10 protein-coding genes, 1 pseudogene and 1 CRISPR repeat array are annotated in these 15845 nt (G+C 68.6%); of the genes and pseudogenes, 7 read left to right on the forward strand and 4 right to left on the reverse strand.

Annotated features, from left to right (window positions below):
• Positions 1-480: a CRISPR direct-repeat array (repeat unit 29 nt; unit sequence GTCGTGATCAGCCCTGGAGGGCTCGCAAC).
• 62 nt (positions 481-542) lie between these two features.
• Positions 543-746 (forward strand): hypothetical protein, encoded by a 204-nt coding sequence (locus tag ACIOGZ_RS04140; RefSeq protein ID WP_363628915.1) that lies wholly within the window; start codon positions 543-545, stop codon positions 744-746.
• A gap of 2940 nt (positions 747-3686) precedes the next feature.
• On the opposite strand, the gene ACIOGZ_RS04145 is transcribed toward ACIOGZ_RS04140, so the two are convergent.
• Entirely contained in the window at positions 3687-3815 is a 129-nt protein-coding gene (locus ACIOGZ_RS04145) for a hypothetical protein (RefSeq protein ID WP_400984735.1), read from the reverse strand.
• Positions 3816-4028: 213 nt separating this feature from the next.
• Between ACIOGZ_RS04145 and ACIOGZ_RS04150 the strand changes: the two genes are divergently transcribed.
• The 6 genes from ACIOGZ_RS04150 to ACIOGZ_RS04175 all read left to right on the forward strand — a co-directional run bounded on the left by ACIOGZ_RS04150 (position 4029) and on the right by ACIOGZ_RS04175 (position 13603).
• Positions 4029-6167 carry a CRISPR-associated endonuclease Cas3'' gene (locus ACIOGZ_RS04150; RefSeq protein WP_363628913.1) on the forward strand — a complete coding sequence of 713 codons (2139 nt, stop codon included), beginning with the start codon at positions 4029-4031 and terminating at the stop codon, positions 6165-6167.
• Between the two features lie 472 nt (positions 6168-6639).
• A complete protein-coding gene (gene cas5c, locus ACIOGZ_RS04155) occupies positions 6640-7332 on the forward strand; it encodes a type I-C CRISPR-associated protein Cas5c (RefSeq protein WP_363628911.1) in 693 nt (230 codons plus the stop codon).
• A 2-nt stretch (positions 7333-7334) separates the two neighbouring features.
• Positions 7335-9182 carry a type I-C CRISPR-associated protein Cas8c/Csd1 gene (cas8c, locus tag ACIOGZ_RS04160; protein WP_363628910.1) on the forward strand — a complete coding sequence of 616 codons (1848 nt, stop codon included), beginning with the start codon at positions 7335-7337 and terminating at the stop codon, positions 9180-9182.
• A 31-nt stretch (positions 9183-9213) separates the two neighbouring features.
• Positions 9214-10071, forward strand: coding sequence for a type I-C CRISPR-associated protein Cas7/Csd2 (gene cas7c, locus ACIOGZ_RS04165; RefSeq protein WP_363628908.1), 858 nt, complete (start codon positions 9214-9216; stop codon positions 10069-10071).
• 706 nt (positions 10072-10777) lie between these two features.
• A complete protein-coding gene (locus tag ACIOGZ_RS04170; protein WP_363628907.1) occupies positions 10778-11197 on the forward strand; it encodes a hypothetical protein in 420 nt (139 codons plus the stop codon).
• A gap of 1926 nt (positions 11198-13123) precedes the next feature.
• Positions 13124-13603 carry a hypothetical protein gene (locus tag ACIOGZ_RS04175; RefSeq protein ID WP_400984740.1) on the forward strand — a complete coding sequence of 160 codons (480 nt, stop codon included), beginning with the start codon at positions 13124-13126 and terminating at the stop codon, positions 13601-13603.
• Between the two features lie 12 nt (positions 13604-13615).
• Here ACIOGZ_RS04175 and ACIOGZ_RS04180 read toward each other — a convergent pair whose 3' ends face one another.
• The 3 genes and pseudogenes from ACIOGZ_RS04180 to ACIOGZ_RS04190 all read right to left on the reverse strand — a co-directional run bounded on the left by ACIOGZ_RS04180 (position 13616) and on the right by ACIOGZ_RS04190 (position 15555).
• Entirely contained in the window at positions 13616-14266 is a 651-nt protein-coding gene (locus tag ACIOGZ_RS04180; protein WP_400984743.1) for a site-specific integrase, read from the reverse strand.
• A 174-nt stretch (positions 14267-14440) separates the two neighbouring features.
• A pseudogene (locus ACIOGZ_RS04185) lies at positions 14441-14542 on the reverse strand (hypothetical protein); the annotation flags it as partial.
• Between the two features lie 722 nt (positions 14543-15264).
• Complete coding sequence (locus tag ACIOGZ_RS04190) at positions 15265-15555, reverse strand: transposase (RefSeq protein ID WP_400984746.1); 291 nt, start codon at positions 15553-15555, stop codon at positions 15265-15267.
• Positions 15556-15845: the final 290 nt, after the last annotated feature.

Genomic DNA, 15845 nt, shown 5'->3' on the forward strand with positions numbered 1-15845 from the left:
GTCGTGATCAGCCCTGGAGGGCTCGCAACCACTGCATCAGGCCGTTCGGCGACTCCGCCCAGACCGTCGTGATCAGCCCTGGAGGGCTCGCAACGCTGACCTCCGGCGACAAGACCGCACGGAAGTGGCCGGTCGTGATCAGCCCTGGAGGGCTCGCAACAGGCGAACCGGCGGGCGTGGCTCGACCAGAACCCGGGTCGTGATCAGCCCTGGAGGGCTCGCAACACGCCCTGGCCGAGGCTGTCCGCCTGGCCGCCCGAGTCGTGATCAGCCCTGGAGGGCTCGCAACCGCAACTTCATCAGCCCTTTGAGGGGCAGCGCCAGTCGTGATTAGCCCTGGAGGGCTCGCAACACGTGGACCCCGGCGACGACGATCCGTGGGTGCCGTCGTGATCAGCCCTGGAGGGCTTGCAACAGGAGGGAGTAGGAGGAGGCGAGGTGGCCGCGTCCCGTCGTGATCAGCTCTGGAGGCCGTCCTTCGGAAGCGCACTGCTCCACTGCTTGAGCTCGACCACCACGTACGACGGTTCGCCCGTGCTCGGGTGGACGCCGGCGAGTATGACGTCGGCGCGCTTGCTGTTGAGGGGCAGCGAGTACTCGAGGAGTACCTCCACCATGCCGAGTCCGGCGTCCAGGAGCGCGTTGGTCAGAACCGGGATGCTCCGCTCCCAGGAGCGCACCTCGGACGGGCCGGGCTTGTGGCCGTGCTTGTGAACGAACTGGTCGATGAGACGCACGAACAGTGATCCGGCCAGGCTCTCGGCGGCGACCGCGGACGCGGAGTCGTGGAACAGCAAGACATGCTCCCAGGCAGCACGAAGAGACTCGTGTGGGTGGGGGCATGTCCCTGAAGGGAAGCCCGGCGGGCCGCCCTGACGACAGGGCCAAACCTACAACGGGGAGCCCGAACTCGTACCAGAACGTCTGCATGGGACTCGCTCTTCTACACGAACAACCCGTTCCGTTCAGCATCGCCGGGCGACTATGGGCTGAACTGTCGCCTCAGCAAGGCCAACTTGAGCGGTGGCCCTCCGTAGTATGGCCTCAGCCTGATAAGTTCCGGCTGCGCGCCCAAAGTGACGCCGCGCTGGTGCTTGACTCCTCCATACCGATTACTAGTCTCTTGGCGGCCTCGGCGGTCGGGGAAGCCATGCGGCGTCCATCCGCCGAGACAGTCGAGAATCGCAACAATTCTGACTCCGTCTGTGATGCTGGCTGCCGAACGTGGTCGCCCTTCCGCGGTTGCCGAGGATCGCAATGGCGGCATCGACTGGGTTCGCAATATCGAGGGTCGTGTGGCAGTCATCCTTCGGGGCGTCTGAGGATCGCAACGCCGATTACAAGACCAAGGAGATGACCGGCCAGGGTACGGTTGCCTTCCGGAGCAGCCGAGGACCGCAACGCGTAGGTCGCCGCCGGACCCCGGCCCGCCGGGCCGTGCCGGTCGTCTTCTCGGGCGGCCGAGCAACGGAACATCAGCCAGGCGCTGATGCCTGCGAACCAGCGCCGGCGGCGGTCGTCTTTCAGGCGACCGAGGATCGCAACTTGTTGGTGAGGGAGCCGCGCCAGTCAGCGGACTGATGGCGGTTGCTCTTCGGAGTTGCCGAGGCTCGCAACACCCAGTTCGTGTGGGCCCAGTTGCTGGACGAGTGGCGGTCGTCCTTCGGGGCGGCCGAGGATCCCAACACGCTTCGGCGGGTGATTCGGACAACGAATCGTCTGGTGACGGTCGCTCCCCAGGGCGGCCGGGAGCCGCAACGCCTTGCAGGTGGCGTCAGTCGGCCAAGCGTAGGAGAGTGGCGGTCGCCCCTCGGGGCGGCTGAGGATCGCAACATCCGGGTTGAGCGGGTCGGGGGTACCAGTGCGACGGGTGGCGGTTGCCCTCCCGGGCGGCCGAGGATCGCAACCCTGACGGCGGACGGCTCGCCGCCATCGAGAAACTGGTGGCGGCCGCCCTCTGGGGCGGCCGAGGATCGCACCGCCCACGCTGACCGCTTTACCATCGCCAGCCCGGCCTGTGGCGGTTGCCCTCCGGGGGTGACCGAGGATCGCAACACCGAGGACGGTGTCGAGCACGAGTTCAGCGAGGAGATGGCGGTCGCCCCGCGCTGCGACCGAGTATCGCAACCCCGACGGCGTGTGTCCGCCGACCGCCGACCCGGCGTGGCGGTCGCCCTCAGGGGCGGCCGAGTATCGCAACTTGCTGTCTCCGACGACGACCTCACTGGCGAGGCCGTGGCGGTTGCCCTCTCGGGTGGCCGAGGATCGCAACGGCCAGTTCCCCGAGGCGAACCTGACCGTCTTCCACGTGGCGGTCGTTCTCCTGGGCGGCTGAGGATCGCAACTGCTACCACCCCGGCGCCGCCGCCGATCTCCACCAGTGGTGGTCGTCCTTCGGGGCGACCGAGGATCGCAAGTTGCTCAACAGGTAGAGCGTGTCCGTCCTCGTGGCGTGCAGGTAGCCCTTCGGGACGACCGAGGATCATAACGTGTCGGTCGACTTGGATGATGAGGAGATGGAGCGTCGCGGTCGCCCCCCCCCAGGGCGACCGAGGATCGCAACACCAAGCGCGCCACTCCATCAAGGCCAAGATCAAAGGTGGCGGTCGTTCTCCGGGGCGACCGAGTATCGCAACCATCGTTCCGCGATCCAGCTCGTTTCCGGCGCGCCGCCGTGGCGATCGCCCACCCCGGAGCTGCCGCTGATCGCAACCCACACCTCAGCAGGGCATCGGCCTCGTCGGGACGTGGCGGTCGCCCCCAGGGCGGCTGAGGATCGCAACGACGGCGTCGCCTACCTGTGCCTCAGGGCCGCGTCGTGGCGGTTGCCCCCTCGGGCGGCTGAGGATCGCAACCGCGTGCACGCGGGTCAGGACAGTGATGGACCCGTCGGGTGACGGGGTTGCCGCGGACCTGGTCGGTAGATGGCAGTCGCCCCCTCAGGCGGCCGAGGATCGGACCAAGCTGGACGCCGCGAGCGTTCGGGACGTGTTGGGAGCGGCGGTCCCCGTTTCGGGGGCTGAGGATCGCAACAGCGACATCGACCAGAGCAGGTACGCCTGGGCCGAGGTGGCGGTCGCCCTCCGGGGGCGGCCAAGGATCGCAACCAGTCACCGTCCTCCCACTGCGCGCTGGCCAGGGCGGTGGCGGTCACCCCCGGGGCGACCGAGGGTCGCAATACCGGTATCTCGCCGAGCGCGGCCGGGTCGATCTCGTGGCGGTCGCCCTTCGGGGCAGCCGAGGATCGCAACTCGTACAGCGGGAGGCTTTCGGGGGTGGCGATCAATGTGGCGGTCGCTCTTCGGGGCGGCCGAGGACCGAAACGAGAGGAGCATGTCCGGCGTCGAGGCGGTGGCGGAGTAGCGGTCGCCCTTCGGGACGACCGAGGATTGCAACATCGCTTACGCCCGCGCCGACGTCCCCGCCCTGGTCATGACGGTCGCCCTCTGGGACGATCGAGGATCGCAACCCGTGCTGGCGGGTATGCCGGAGCAACATCAGGGCATGGTGGCGGTTGCCCTTCGGGACAACCGAGGATCACAATCAGTACGGTCCGCTGGTCACCGCGATGACTGAGGCCGGTGTCGGTCGCCCTCCGAGGCGACCGAGGGTCGCAACATCGTCTTGGTGGAGCGGGTCATCAGGGTCCGGATTGGGTGGCGGTCGCCCTTTGGGGCGACCGAGGATCACAACGATGAGTTCGCGCTCGAGCTGCGGGAGGAGGCGACGTGGCGGTTGCTCTTTGGGGTGACCGAGGATCGCAACGCCTCCAGGTCGGTGCGCAGCGCGCGGGCCCGGGCCGTCGTGGTCGCCATCCGGGGTAACGGAGGATCGCAACGGCATCCAGGATATGCTGCCCTGCCGCAAGGCCGACGTGGCGGTCGCTGTCTGGGGCGGGTGAGCGCGTCACCGGTGGTGGTAGCCAGTACCTGGGATTGCTACTTCTCCTCTGGGTAGTTTGGGCTTGTGCAGCGGCTTGGTCGCAGTCGTAACTCCTGTGTAGTGGCGGATGGGTAGCCTTGTGGGTCATGCGTGACGAGCCTCTCTATGCCCACTCGCCCAATGGTGCTGGCCGGTGGCATCTGTTGGGTGATCATCTTCGTGGGTCGGCTGAACTGGCTGCGCGGTTCGGTGCGGTGTTCGGTATGGCTGCCGCGGCTGAGTATCTGGCGCTTGTCCACGATGTGGGGAAGGGCGGGTGTGTGTGGCAGGGCCGGCTGGTGGAGGTTGCTGGTACCGGTGGGACGGTCGGGATCGACCACAAGAGGGCGGGGGTCCGTCTTGCGGCGCAGTGTTTGCCGGGGCCTCTTGCCGGGGTGGTGGAGGGCCATCACGGGGGTTTGCGGTCCTGGGGTGAGATGCGTGCTTTGCTGAGGGAGTTGCGGGCACGGCCCGGCGTTGTGGAGGAGGCGATTCGCCGGGTCGCGGCGGAGGTTCCCGAGATCGAGTCTGCGGGGATCGCGGTACCGCAGTGGCTGTCAGACCCCGACAGTGACAGCGACTTCGCTGATGTCGACCTGATGGTCCGGATGCTTTTCAGCTGCGTCATCGACGCCGATCGCCTGGACACCCGCGCGCACCGCCTGGGCCGGGTTCCGTATGTTCGCCCGGACGCGGACATGGCCGCTCTGGGCAAGCGGTTCGAGGAGGCCCGGAAGGCCATGCTCGCCGGCCGGCAGCCGTCGCGGATCGATGGGATCCGCACGAGCATCTACGAGCAGGCTGTGGCCGCGGCGGACGGTGAGCCGGGGATCTACCGGCTGCACGTGCCGACCGGCGGGGGAAAGACACTGGCCGCAGCCGCGTTCGGACTGCGCCACGCCGCGCGAAACGGTCAGCGGCGGATCATCGTCGCGGTGCCGTTCATCAGCATCACCGAGCAGAACGCCTCCGTCTACCGGAAGATGCTCGGTGAGCGGGACGTCCTCGAACACCACTCCTCCGTCGATCTCGAGCGTGCGGGGTGGGCCCGGTTGGCGGCGGAGAACTGGGACGCGCCGTTCGTGATCACTACCACGGTGCAGCTGTTCGAGTCCCTTTTCAGTCGTTCGCCGTCGAGGATGCGCAAGCTCCACCGGCTGGCCGGAGCGGTGATCGTCCTGGACGAGGTCCAGGCGCTGCCGGACCGGCTGCTGGTTCCCATCCTGTCCGCATTGCGGGGTCTGACCGAGCGGTTCGGCACGACGGTGCTGCTGTCGTCCGCGACACAGCCGGAGTTCAGCAGCATCGACGGCACCGGGCACCGGCACGTCATCCCCGACCCGGCGCCGCTCTTCTCGGCTCTCGAACGCGTCCGCTACGAGTGGCGCGAGGACACCACGCTGGCCGCCATGGCGAGCGAAGCCTCCCGGCACGAGCAGACGCTGATGATCGTCTCGACCACCCGCGACGCCAACGCCGTCCACGAGCAACTGCCCGAGGGTGCCCTGCACCTGTCCACCCGCATGACCTCGGGACACCGCCGGGAGACGATCGAGGAGATCCGAACGCTCCTGGCAGCCAAGCAGTGTGTCCGGGTTGTGTCGACGTCGCTGATCGAGGCCGGCGTCGACCTCGACTTCCCGATCGTCTTCCGTGCCTGGGCCCCGCCGGAGAACCTCCAGCAGGCGGCCGGCCGCTGCAACCGTGAGGGCCGCCTGCACCGAGGAACGGTCGTCGTCTTCAAAGCCCACGACAGCGGCAGGATCCCGGACCCGTCGTACATGCTCTCGCTCGGCATCGCCGCCAACCGCTTCGGCGACGGCCCCGGAAGGGCCGATCCGGACGACCTCACCGCACTCGCCCGCTACTCCAGGACCCGCTACCGGCTCCAGGGCCTCGCCAACCTCGGGGACCCGATCGAGGCGCTGCGCCGGGAACTCGACTTCCCCGCCGTGGCGGAGCAATTCGTCATGATCGGTGAGAGTACGGCGAGCGTCGTCCATGTCCGGCCCGAGCTGAAGCCCGAGGAGCAGGCTGCGGCCCGTGCTGCTATCGACATGCTTCGCACGGGTCAGCCCTGCGGGCCCGAGACCCAGCGCGTCCTGCAGCCCCACATCGCCGGCATCCCCAGGGCCGAGGCGGACGCGGCGCTGGAAGCCGGCCACGCGAAGCTCATCGTCGACGACCTCGTCGAGTGGGTCGGTCCCTACCATCCACAGCGTGGCATCGAGCCGCCGAATCGGTAGCGGTGCCCGGGCGGCTGCCGGCCCCGACCACTCTCGCCCGGAAGCGAGTCGGCTGGCCACGTCGCGAGGGACTCCCTGCGCCTCCTCGCCCTGAGCGTGCGGAGGCCTGACTGCGGTCCGGCGAGGACAGTCGGGTCGGAACGCGCGTGTTGGGTAGGCTCCCGGACCGTGGCGCCGCCTCCTCGGAGGGGTGGCGAGGATCGAAACACAGGCGTGCTGGTGTCTGTCAGCACGTTCGCGCCCCCGTCGGCTTGCCGGCGGGGGCGTCATTGTCAGTGACCCCTGATACACATTCGGCAACGACATGGGCCGTGGGCATCACGGTGCCGTCGAGGCTGTCAAGCCCTCCCGGGAAGCAGCTTCATAGGAGTGCTAGTGATGCTACGGTCCGTGTCTGACACATCGTCACATTGCCCTGGAGAGGGTGATTTCCTTGCCGAGCCATGCCCAGACGCGCTGGCCGGAGCCGCCGGTGACCGTCGAGCTGTGGGGACCACTGGCCTGCTTCACGCGACCCGAACTGAAAGTCGAACGGGTCAGCTACCCCGTCATGACGCCCTCCGCGGCCGTCGGAGCGCTCAGCGCCATCTTCTGGAAACCGGAGATGCAGTACGTCATCCAGTCGATCGAGATCCTCACCCCGATCGACTGGATCAACATCCGACGCAACGAGGTCAAGTCCGTCATCACCGCACCCCGCATCAAGGCCCTGCGCGCGGACCACAAAGAGCGCTACGACGTCGAGCACGACCGGGACCAGCGCAACACCGTGGCGCTGCGCGACGTCGCCTACCGGGTGAACACCCAGATCATCCCGACCCGCAGCGCCAAGGCACCGGCCGCCAAATACCGGGAGCAACTGCGGCGCCGCACCGAGCGCGGCGGGTGCTTCTCGCAGCCCTTCCTCGGCTGCCGGGAGTTCTCCGCGGGCTTCGGCCCCCGCGGATCATGGCCCGGCAGCCCCGCCGACACGAAGGCCGGCCCCATCGAGCGCACGGAGGAACTCGGTGTGATGCTGCACTCGATCAGGTACGGTGACCGCGGCCAGGAGACCTACCACTGGTTTCGCGCCCGCCTGGACAACGGCGTGCTCCACGTTCCGCGACGCCCTCTGGGCGACGACGAGGTCCACATGCCCGCCGGCTCCTGGCGAACCGGAGCCTGACCATGCTGCTGCAACGCCTCACTGAACGCGTCGCCGACCAGGAACACTCCTACACGAAACCGGCGACGATCAAATGGGCCGTGTTCCTCGACGGCGACCTGGCGGACCTCCAGGACATGCGAATGCCCAAGGGCGAGCCCGCGCTCCGCCTGGCCGTGCCGACCTCCACCCGCACGGTCGCCATCGCGCCGTGCCTGCTCGCCGACAACGCCCAGTACGTCTTCGGCGTACCGAAGGCCGACCCCAAAACCGGAGAGGTCAAGGAAAAGGACGCAGCCCGGGCGGCGAAATGCCGCACGGCCTTCGCCGACCTCGCCCGCCAGTGGGCAGCCGCCAACCCCGGCGACCCCACCGCTGAAGCCGTCCTCCGCTTCCTCGCCACCACCATCGACCTGCCGGCCGACATGGCCGCCGGCGACCTGGTCGCCATCAGCATCGACGGCCAGTGGGCCCACCAGCACCCGAGCGCCCTCCAGTTCTGGGCGGACAAGGTCAGCGACTCCAAAGGAGCCGGCAACACCGGACTTTGCCTCGCCTGCGGACACGAACGCCCGCTACTCGCCACCGTTCCAATCTCGATCGCCATGGGCGCCATCCCCGCCAAGCAGGCCAAGAGCACCCAACTCGTCAGCGTGAACACCGCCGCACAAGGCCGCGCCGGCGTCACCGCCGGACTCGCCGCCACGCCCCTGTGCGAGAGGTGCGGGACGGCCGCCACCACCTCACTCGGCGAACTCCTCGCCGACCCGAAACACCGCCGGCGCGCCGACACTGCGGTGACGGTCTGGTGGACCCGCGAACCCGTCAAATGCAACCACTTCGGCAACCTGGACGACCCACAGCCCGAGGACGTCACCAACCTCATCGGGAAGATCTTCAAACCGGGCACCGGGACCACCGAATACTCCGCCGACGTCAACAAGTTCTACTCCGCCACCCTCGGCGCGAACTCCTCACGCGTCGTCGTACGCGACTGGATCGACGTCCCCCTGCCCGTCATCGAAGACTGCCTCGGCCGCTGGTTCCGCGACCACCGATACCTCGACCCCTGGTCACCCCACACCACCCAGGACCACCCGGCCCCGGACACCGACCCGCGCTACCAGGCCTACCCAATCTGGCGACTCACCCTCGCCTGCGCCCGATGGGTCAAGACCGACAAGAAATACCACCCCAAGACCATCCCCGAAGGCCTCGACGAAGCACTCCTCCACAGCGCCCTCCACGGCACACCACCCCCCGCCTGGATGCTCCCCCGACTCCTCGCCCGCATCCGCGCCGACCGCCGCATCGACGGCCCCCGCACCGCCCTCCTACGCCTCGCCCTCACCCGCCACCACGCCCAGGAGCACGGCATGCCCGGCCTCGACCCCAACGCCACCGACCCCGCCTACATGTGCGGCCGCCTCTTCGCCACCCTCGCCGCAGTCCAACGCCGCGCCGCCAAAGACACCGGACGAACCGTCAACACCACCATCACCGACAAATACTTCGGCACCGCCATGAGCAGCCCCGCAACCGTCCTCGCCAACCTCCGCGCCGGCGCCGAGAACCACCTCCGCATCATCCGCCGCCGCAACCAGCCCACCGCCAACGCCCTCGAAGCCCGCATGCGCGACATCTACCACCACCTCAACGACGTCCCCCTGCTGCTCACCGTCCCCGAGCAGGGCCGCTTCGTCCTCGGCTACGAACACCAGCGTGCCGCCGACATCACCGCCGCACGCGCCCACAAGGCTGCCAAGGAGCAGGCCGCCGGGCCGGCCGAGCCCCAGCCCGCCGGGGCCGGCGCGCTCTTCGACGTCTCGGACCTCGTCGAAGCCTCCCCGGCCGATGCCGAAACCGTCTGACCACCCACCCACCGGAAAGCGAGAGCCCACCATGACGATCCCCGCCCACCTCGACCCCGCGCGCAAGCACGACTTCGTGTTCCTCTTCGACATCGTCGACGGCAACCCCAACGGCGACCCCGACAACGGCGGCGCCCCCCGCACCGACCCCATCACCATGCAGGGCTACGTCACCGACGTCGCCCTCAAGCGGAAGATCCGCAACACCGTCGCCCTCCTGAACGCCGGCCGCCCCGGCTACGACATCTACGTGGAAGCCGGCGTCGCCCTCAACGCCCAACACGAGCGCGCCTACGATACCGGCGGCGCCGCCAACGAGTCCGAAGCCCGCGACTGGATGTGCCAGACCTTCTACGACGTCCGCATGATGGGCGCCGTCATGACCACCGGCAAGAACCGCGACCGGACCGCCGGCCGCGTCCAGGGCCCCCTGCAGCTCACGTTCAGCAGGTCCATCGACCCCGTCACCACGATCGAAGTCCCCATCACCCGCGTCACCCCGACCCGAGTCGAGGACCTGGCCACCAAGCAGACGGAGATGGGCACCAAGAACATCGTCCCCTACGGCCTCTACCGCGGCGCCGGCCACTTCTCAGCCCCGCTCGCCGCCAAGACCGGCGTCACCAGCGACGACCTCCACGCCCTTTGGCAGGCCTTCGAAATGATGCTGGAACACGACCGCGCCGCCGCCCGCGCCTCCATGGCCCTGCGAGGCCTCTGGGTCTTCAGCCACTCCGACGCCTACGGCCAAACCCCCGCCCACAAGCTCCTCGATCGCGTGCACGTCACCCCGCTCGGCCACACCGCAGCACGCTCGTACTCCGACTACAAGGTAACCGTCGACGCAGACGTTCCGGAGGGAATCTCCCTCACGGCGCTCGTGGACTAGGTAGTGTCTGCTCAGCATCAGAAGGTCACCGGTGCTGTTGCTGGGCCCACGCTTGCTGGCGGTCGCTCTTAGGGACGGCCGAGGATCGCAACCGCAACGGCACTGTCGACCTTCGGACGGGCAAACTGCGGCGGTCGCCCTGGGCGGCCGAGGATCGCAACAAAACGCCGACGGCGAATCTGGGCGTCAACGGTGCTGCACCGACGGTCGCCCTCCGAGGCGGCCGAGGATTTGCAACGCGAGCGGCACCACATGGTCTATGTCGAGCTGTTTGGGTGGCAGTTGCTCTTGAGCGGCTGAGAATCACAACGCTGAATGGCTGATGGGCCTGCTAGCGGGGTGGGTCACTGGCGGTCGTCCATCGGGGCGGCCGAGGATCGCAACTTGTACGCGCCGGTGGTGCCGATGTAGGCGTACAGCAGCGGCGGTCACCCTTCGGGGCGGCTGAGGTTTGCAACATCTGTCGGGACAGTGGTGAGGAGTCGGTTTAAGAGAGGCGGCCCATCCTCCTCGGCGATCGGTGATCGCACCTGCCCTCGACACCTGGGTCATTGTCGTCGACATGGCTGCTGTCCTTGGGGAGAGCTGAGGGTTGAAACGTCGCCCCGGTCGGTGGCGGGCCAACTCGGCGGGGAATAGTGGTTGTCCCTCGGGGCGTCTGAGGATCGCATCGACAAGAAGGCCGACGAGAGTGCCATGGGCATGAATGTGGCGGTCGCCCCGCTGGGCGGCCGAGGATCGCAACGGCACCAAAGCCGAAGAGCTGGGCACAGCACTGTTGGCGGTCAACCCTGGAGTGGCCGAGGATCGCAACAGGGTCACGTCGGTGCCGGTGAACCCGGCCACCTGGTGGCGGGCGCTCTTCGGGGCGGCCGAGGATCGCAACTGGTACTCCGCTATCGACATGCTCTGGATTTCCTGGGGCGGCGGTCGCCCTCAGGGGGCAGCCGAGGATTGCAACATCGTCATCCTGCGCAAGGGCGATGTCCCCAGGCAGGTGGCGGTAGCCCTCCGGGGGCGGCCGTGGATCGCAACGGCACCAAAGCCGAAGAGCTGGGTCAGGCTCTGTTGGCGGTCGTCTTCCGGGGCGGCCGAGGATCGCAACACCTTGACGGGGCTGTCGTAGCGCTCCTTGATGTAGTTGTGGCGGTCGTCTTCCAGAGCGGCCGAGGATCGCAACCGTGTGATCGACGCAGCCAAGGCAGCGATGGCGCATTGGCGGCCGCCCTCCGGAGCGGCCGAGGATCGCAACCCTGACGCCACCGCAGCCTGCACCCTGTTGCGTGGTGGCGGTTGCCCTTTGGAGCGGCCGGGGATCGAAACGAGACACGGAACTCGGCGACCGGCCTGGTCGTGCGTCGTGGCGGTCGCTCTCTGGGGCGGCCCGGGATTGCAACTCCCGCGCCCAGGCCGAGGTGATGAACTGGGCGGCGGCGGTCGCCCTCGCGGGCGGCCGAGCATCGCAACGAATTCGATGTCGGCGAGAGTACCCACGCCGCAGGCAGTGATGGCCGCCCCTCGGGGCTGCCAGGGATTGCAACGGCCAGCTCGCCGGCCTGCTCACCCAGATCACCCAGTGGCGGTCGTCCTTCGGGGCGGCCGAGGATCGCAACGAACGCGCCTCGCGCATCCCGGGCGACCGCGCGCTGGTGGCGGTCGCCCTCCTGGGCGGCCGAGGATCGCAACAACGTCGCCCGCGTGCAGGAGTACCAGGCCTTGGCCGGTGGCGGTCGCTCTTCGGGGCGGCCGAGGATCGCAACGCGATGCCGCGCTGTCCGCGCACCCAGCGCCGGAGGGTGGTGGCGGTTGCCCTCTTGGGCGGCCAGGATCGCAGTTCCGGTGCGGTGCCGAGCTGGGCCCTGAGACGAGAGTGGCAATCGCTCCCTGGAGCAGCCGAGACCGAGTCGGGGGGACTTGCTGGGGACCACGCGTCGTTCACCACCGTCTCTGAGGCGCCTCTCGGTGAACGAACAGCGCGGGCTGTCTACCGTCTGACGTGCAGGGATGGCTATCGCCGGGCGACTGGGGGTCAAGGGGTCGCAGGTTCAAATCCTGTCGTCCCGACTTGCGTAACCGCAGGTCGGAGGCCGTTCTCATCTGAAGATGGGGACGGCCTTTTTGTGCGTGTCTCGGGGTAGTGGTCGCAGGGTGGTCGCACCTCGTCCGGCCGTGGAGCGCAGCCGGGCGCGGGCTGACCTAGTCAACTCGCCGCTGTATGGCTGGAGTTAGCGCACATGGCCCGATCGGCGGCCGGATCGTTAACCACTCACGACGTCCTGTGGAGGGTGACCCCGTGGCGCGGGGTTGACGCGGCCGGGCGTGAGCATCGTTCAATTTATGCGCCTCCTTCCGCTCTGTCCGCATTTTCCGGATCGGATGTCGGTGCGGGGGCGGCCTCGCAAGGCGGAGGTTTGCGACCACCATGCGACCACCACGCAGGCGGGAGCCGCCCTGGCCGGGTGGTCCTCCTTGCTGGGGCGCAAAGGGGCCCGGCAGGCCGTGGGCTTCGGGAGACGTTGTGCTGAGGGGTGGAGCGCGCCGGGTGCGGCTGGGGCAGATCTTCGGCGATGACGTGCCCCTGGGTGCGCTGGGTTCTCTCCTCCTGGACTGCTACAGCGTCCCCGGGAGCCAGGCTGTGCTTCACGGCGACCTGGCATGCCGCCAGTTGGGCCGGGTGCGCGGCTGCGCCGTGTTGGGCTCGCGGCCGGGCCGTTGTGCGGCTCCTGTGCGTGGACGTTGCCGGCAGACCATTCCGTGAGCGAGTTCGCGGTCGTGGTGGCAGGGCTGAGAACTCCTGCCGTGGTGGCGGGCGCCGGCGCGCCAGCGGGTCCGGTGACGGCATCAGGGCTGGCGGGCGCTGAGGCCGCCCAGGCGGTGCGGGTGTGGCGACGCGCGCAGTCGCGCGCTTGAGGGCTTTGCGGCCGCTGCCGCTTTCCCCTGGCTGGAGCCCTGGGCAGGGCCCAGGCTGTCCGCGCTGACCGGCGCGGTCGAGCAGGCTCGCGGAGCGGTTGCCCGCCGTGTTGACCCGCGCGAACTGCTGACGGCTGCCTGCGTGGCGGCCCTGCCCGTGCCGGTCGGGCTGCGGGAAGGGCTGCCGGCGTGTGTGGGGAGTTGGGGGGTCGACGGGGAGTGGCTGCTGCTGGAGGCGTGGATGCGCGGGCAGAGCGCCTGCGCCGAAGGCGAGGCGCCGGTGGCGGACTGCGTGCGGGCGGCGTCCGCAGCGGTCTACGAAGCGTTCGGCAGACGGCGCAAGGCGCGTGATGAGGCGCTGGACAACGTCCAGCGCCTCATCACGGCCTCGACCGACCAGGCATGGCGGCTCGCTGAAGAGGAGTACGCCGGGCCCGGACACCTGGTTCAGATGGCGCTCCCGCTACTTGAGAAGGAGCCGTTCACCGGTCGGGAGCACGATTTCCTCACCTTCTGGCAGGCCGAGGTGATAGCGGCCCACCAGACCGGTGTCGACTGGCTGGCTGGCCAGGTCTCGCTCACCGTCCCCCAGGCGGTGGCCGATCTGCTCCTGGGCAGCTGACACCCGGGCCGGTCAAGCAGCGTGGCGGGGCTGGAAACCGGGCCAGTCATCAAGGTCCGTGGCGGCCAGTTCGTAGGCATGGGCGAGCGCGTTGACCGCGTCGTCCGCAGCGTGCTTGAGCAGGTGCCCATAGATGTTGATGGTCGTCGCGATGGTCGAATGCCGCAGCGCCTTCGACACGATCGCGATGGACACCCCGGAGGTGATCATGATGGTCGCCACCGTGTGCCGCAGATCGTGAATCGTGATCTGCGGCAGCCCGGCCTCGGCCTGGCGGCGGCGCAGCTGGTCCAGGAGGTACTGCGGGTGCAGCGGGGCTCCGTCGACGTCCGCGAAGACGAGTCCACGCAGTGGTGCTCCCGGAGGGAGCAGGGACTGCTGGTGGTCGGCTTGGCGCTGCAGCGCGGCCAGGACCCGCGGGTTGGCGCTGACCCAGTTCCTGCTCGCCTTGGTCTTCGGCGCGCACAGGTGCAGTTCGTTGTTGTCGATGGTGGCCAGCGTCCAGCGGACGAAGATCTTGCGCTCCATGAAGTGGACGTCCTCCCAGTGCAGCCCCAGCACCTCCCTGCGCCGCATCCCGGTTCCCAGCATCACCTCGAACACGTCGGCGACCTGGTCGCGGTAGTACAGCTCGTTGTGACGCAGAAACGCCGCCGCCTGCACTGCGGTCCAGCACAGGCGCTCGGCCGCCGCCGGCCGCGCGCCGATGGCACCCTCGGCCGCGTTGTAGCCGATCAGACGTTCCTTGTGGACGGCATGATTCAGGGCACTGCGCAGCGTCGCCCCGAGCCGGTAGACCGTCGGCGCGCCGCGGCCCTGATCCCGCAGGTTGGCCTGCTAGGCGGCGACGTGCCGGGAGCGCAGGTCTTTCAGCCGCATCCGGCCGAACACTGGAAGAAGCTCCTGGCGGACGCACTTGGCGTAGGAGGCCGCAGTGGACGGCTTGAGCGTCTACTCCTTCAACGCCACCCACTCCAGCAGGAACGCACCGACCGTGAGCTTGCGGTCCTCGAATACGCCCGTCGCCTCCGCGTTCAGCACGCACTGCAGTGCGTACACGGCATCCTCCCGCGTCCCGTAACCGCTGCGCCGCCGGGTGCTGCGCCCCTCGCCGTTCGTCGGCATGTCCACCGCGTACGCCCAACTCCCGTGCAGGTCATCCGCCGCCAGTCGCGGGCAGCGCGCCCCGGTCGGACGTCGATCCGCGCCCCGGCAGCCACAGCGCCGATAGACCCGCCCACGCTCGAACTCAGCCGCAGTGCTCACCATTGAACTTTCCCTTCACGCAAGCAACTTCCGCCACATGCATGCCCGCCAAGCAGCCACGAAGTCGCACCGAGCAAAGGGGCCCGAAGCACACCCACAGCGCACGACACGGTGCTCACCCCAATCCGACTCGGAGCCAGGGTTGACCCGGCGGCGCTGGGTGCGCGCTCTGCCAATCTCGTGGGCGTAGCCGCAAGAGGCGACGCATCTGGGCACGTCGGGGTCAGGGGCAGCTGCCCCTCGGGCTCGTTGGCCCCCTCTCCGGCTGACGTGGTGCTCGCGCGGACCGGGTGGGCGACGGACTTCGGGCCGGGGATCTCGTGACGGGGGTCGCGGGGGCATGCAGCCCGGCGTGGCCACCGAACGCCTACCGCCGCAGGACCGCCTACACGGTGTCACCGAATGGCGGGGCAGCTGGGCTGGTCGATACAGCGCTGGTGCTCCAGCGGGCTCGGGAAGAAGGAGCCAGCGCGGATCTTGGGGATGGCCAGTTCCAGGTGGCCAGCCTGCGTGGTCAGGGGCTTGTCCCAGCGACGGTTGCGCCAGGCGGTGATGCGGGCCTCGGTGTGTTCGCCCCGCTCCGCGCCGATCCGGGCGGTGGCCTCGGCCTCGATGCGTTCCTGCAGGATCCGCTGGGCGAGAGTCCTGATCAACTCGATTCCGTCCGCTGTACGCAGTGACTCCATGAGACGGAGTAGGGCAGGCTAGGAAAAGGCCATCTCGCACCTCTCCTTTCAACGAGCACCAACTCGGAGAATTGCGCGGTGGCTGCTTCATGACCAGGGGTTGCACCAAGATCCCTGCTACACCACTCCACGGGACGCCATACTGCTCTGTCCGTCGCCTGCTTTGGGCGTCGCAGACCAGGAGCATAGAGGCGGCAGTCGGTTGCGCAGGTGTCCTTGCCAGGGAGACCGGGCAAGGACACCTTTCCAGTCAACCGCGCGCTTGCAGAAGCTGCCGCCGAGTGCCCCCG

Origin of the sequence: Kitasatospora sp. NPDC088160, assembly GCF_044741445.1 — a bacterium.
Lineage (GTDB): Bacteria > Actinomycetota > Actinomycetes > Streptomycetales > Streptomycetaceae > Kitasatospora.